General features: G+C 69.6%; 2 protein-coding genes. One reads left to right on the top strand and one right to left on the bottom strand.

The features are described 5' to 3' along the window. The first annotated feature begins 25 nt into the window (after window positions 1–25). Entirely contained in the window at window positions 26–2,542 is a 2,517-nt protein-coding gene (locus FNQ90_RS16795) for a DEAD/DEAH box helicase (RefSeq protein ID WP_182607131.1), read from the top strand. Window positions 2,543–2,869: 327 nt separating this feature from the next. On the opposite strand, the gene FNQ90_RS16790 is transcribed toward FNQ90_RS16795, so the two are convergent. Beyond that, window positions 2,870–3,259 carry a roadblock/LC7 domain-containing protein gene (locus FNQ90_RS16790; protein ID WP_143622856.1) on the bottom strand — a complete coding sequence of 130 codons (390 nt, stop codon included), beginning with the start codon at window positions 3,257–3,259 and terminating at the stop codon, window positions 2,870–2,872. Between the last annotated feature and the right edge of the window lie 153 nt (window positions 3,260–3,412).

Raw genomic sequence — 3,412 nt, 5'->3', positions numbered from 1 at the left:
GGCGGGCGGCGGGCAAGATGGAGCGGTGACCCTCATCGACCGGCTCCCCGAGTCCAAAGACCCCGACGACCTCTTCGACGCCTTCTCCTCATGGGCCGAGGAACGGGGGATCACGCTCTATCCCGCCCAGGAGGAGGCCCTGATCGAAGTGGTCTCGGGTGCCAACGTCATTCTGGCGACCCCCACCGGTTCGGGGAAGTCCCTGGTGGCGGCGGGCGCGCATTTCGCCGCGCTGGCCCGGGACGAGGTCACCTTCTACACGGCGCCGATCAAGGCCCTGGTGTCGGAGAAGTTCTTCGAACTGTGCAAGCTCTTCGGCACAGAGAACGTCGGGATGCTGACCGGGGACGCCTCGGTCAACGCCGACGCCCCGGTGATCTGCTGCACCGCCGAGGTGTTGGCCTCCATCGCACTGCGGGACGGCGCGGACGCCGACATCGGCCAGGTGGTGATGGACGAGTTCCACTTCTACGCCGAACCCGATCGGGGGTGGGCCTGGCAGATCCCCCTGTTGGAACTGCCGCAGGCGCAGTTCGTGCTGATGTCGGCGACCCTCGGCGACGTCAGCCGGTTCGAGGAGGACCTGACGCGGCGCACCGGCAGGTCGACCGCCGTGGTGCGTTCGGCGACCCGACCGGTGCCGCTGTCCTACGAGTACCGCGTCACCTCCATGACGGAGACCCTGACCGAACTGTTGGAGACCCGGCAGGCGCCGGTCTACATCGTGCACTTCACCCAGGCGCAGGCGGTGGAGCGTGCGCAGGCGCTGATGAGCATCAACATGTGCACACGGGCGGAGAAGGACGCGATCGCCGAATTGATCGGCGGCTTCCGGTTCGCGACCGGTTTCGGTCGCAACCTCTCGCGCTGGGTGCGGCACGGCATCGGTGTGCACCACGCGGGGATGCTGCCCAAGTACCGGCGGCTGGTGGAGAAGCTGGCCCAGGCGGGGTTGTTGAAGGTGATCTGCGGTACCGACACCCTGGGGGTGGGGGTCAACGTACCGATCCGCACGGTGCTGTTCACCGCTTTGACCAAGTACGACGGCAGCCGGGTGCGGACCCTGCGGGCGCGGGAGTTCCACCAGATCGCCGGGCGGGCCGGGCGGGCCGGGTTCGACACCGCGGGACTGGTGGTGGCACAGGCCCCCGAGCACGTGATCGAGAACGAGAAGGCGCTCGCCAAGGCGGGTGACGATCCGAAGAAGCGCCGCAAGGTGGTCCGCAAGAAGGCGCCGGAGGGCTTCGTCAACTGGAGCGAGGACACCTTCACCAGGCTGATCGCCGCCGACCCCGAGCCTCTGACCTCACGTTTCCGGGTTACCCACGCGATGCTGCTGGCGGTGATCGCCCGCCCGGGCAACGCCTTCGAGGCGATGCGGAAGTTGCTGGAGGACAATCACGAGCCACGCCGCCAGCAGTTGCGACACATCCGGCGGGCCATCGCGATCCACCGGTCGCTGGTGGACGGCGGAATCGTGGAGCGGTTGCCGGAGCCGGACGCGGAGGGCCGCATCGTGCGGCTGACGGTGGATCTGCAGGCCGACTTCGCGCTCAACCAACCGCTGTCCACCTTCGCCCTCGCCTCCTTCGAACTGTTGGACCCGGAATCCGACGGCTACGCGCTGGACATGGTCTCGGTGATCGAGTCGATCCTGGACGACCCGCGTCAGATCCTGGCCGCCCAGCAGAACAAGGCTCGCGGCGAGGCGGTCGCGGCCATGAAGGCCGACGGGGTCGAGTACGAGGAGCGGATGGAGCGGCTGGCCGACATCACCCACCCGCGGCCCCTGGCCGAGTTGCTGTTCCACGCCTACGACGTGTACCGCAGGAGCCACCCGTGGGTGGGTGACCATCCACTGTCCCCCAAGTCGGTGGTGCGGGACATGTACGAGCGAGCCATGACCTTCTCCGAGTTCGTGTCCCACTACGAACTGGCCCGGACCGAGGGCATCGTGCTGCGCTATCTGGCGAGCGCGTACAAGACGTTGGAGCACACCGTCCCCGACGACCTGAAGACCGGGGAGCTCCAGGACATCATCGCCTGGCTGGGCGAGTTGGTCCGCCAGGTGGACTCCAGCCTGCTGGACGAGTGGGAGCAGTTGGCCAACCCCGAGGAGAACGAGACCGTGGAGGAGGCGCGGGACCGGGCCGAGCAGACACGTCCGGTCACCGCGAACACCCGGGCCTTCCGGGTGCTGGTGCGCAACGCGATGTTCCGCCGGGTGGAGTTGGCGGCTCTGCGCCGCACGGCGGAACTGGGTGAGCTGGACCGCGACTCCGGGTGGGACGCCGGAGCCTGGGAGCGGGCCATGGAGGGGTACTGGGAGGAGTACGACGAAATGGGCACCGGCGCGGACGCCCGGGGCCCGGCCCTGCTCGGCATCGAGGAGGTCACCGACGAGGGCCTGTGGCGGGTGCGACAGACCTTCGCCGATCCGGCCGGGGACCGGGACTGGGGCATCTCGGCCGAGGTGGATCTGGCCGCCTCGGACACGGAGGGGCGTGCGGTGGTGCGGGTGAGGGACGTCGGACGACTGTGATCGGACGGCCGTGACCGGTCGGTTCCGTCGTCGGCCGGCGCGACCACCGGGACCGGCGGGGGGCCACACCCGACGCCCGGGGCGCGCGGAAAATTCTGTGCGCCCCCTGCGCTACCGCCTCTTCCCGGGGTGTGCCGGCGGGGAATGCCGAGGACACGGTCCGTCCTCGCGGAGACCCGCGAAAGCCCCTCCGGCGGGCGTCCGGAGGGGCCTGGTGGTACGGATGGCGCGATGGGCGTGCGGGGCGTGCGCGCGTCGTACGGAGGCATCACCCGGCACCGTCCGGCCTCCGCCGGTGGGGACGGATCCGGAGGCGCGGGAAGGGGGTCACGCCTCTCGCGCGGCCAATCCCATGTGCTCGCCGACCTTGTTGACCAGCAGGGTCATCTCGTACCCCACCTGTCCCAGGTCCGCCTCGGGACCGGTGAGCACGCACAGGCAGCTGCCGTCCCCGGCCGAGCTCACCATCAACACCCCGTCGTCGAACTCGATCATGGTCTGCCGGACGCCGCCGCAGGCGAAGTGCGTGCCCACGCCCCTGGCCAGGCTGTGCAGGCCGGAGGCCACCGCGGCCAGGCGCTCGGCGTTGCCCCTGTCCAGCGCCCGGCTCGTCGAGGTGACCAGACCGTCCCCGGACAACAGCAGGACGTGGCGAACCCGGGGCAAACGCTCCCCCAGGTCGTCCAGCAACCAGTCGAGTGTGGTGCTCAGTGCCATCCCCAGCTCCCCGTTCTCCGTAGGTGACTGCGATGCCAGCCTTCCCCGGGACGGGGGCGGGGGCAACCGTCCGTGCGCAGCGCATCGCGTCACGTCCGGGCGCTCCGGAGGGCGGAACGGGGTCTCAGGGGTTCCCGGGCTTTCTCTTATAAA

Source organism: Streptomyces alkaliphilus (assembly GCF_014141535.1).
Taxonomy (GTDB): Bacteria; Actinomycetota; Actinomycetes; order Streptomycetales; family Streptomycetaceae; genus Streptomyces; species Streptomyces alkaliphilus.
The sequence above is the reverse complement of the archived record's forward strand: the minus strand, read 5'-3'. Positions and strand labels throughout refer to the sequence as shown.

Excerpts from the sequence above, each read along its gene's own strand:
- FNQ90_RS16790 (WP_143622856.1), bottom strand. The coding sequence starts at position 3,259 with ATGGCACTGAGCACCACACTCGACTGGTTGCTGGACGACCTGGGGGAG.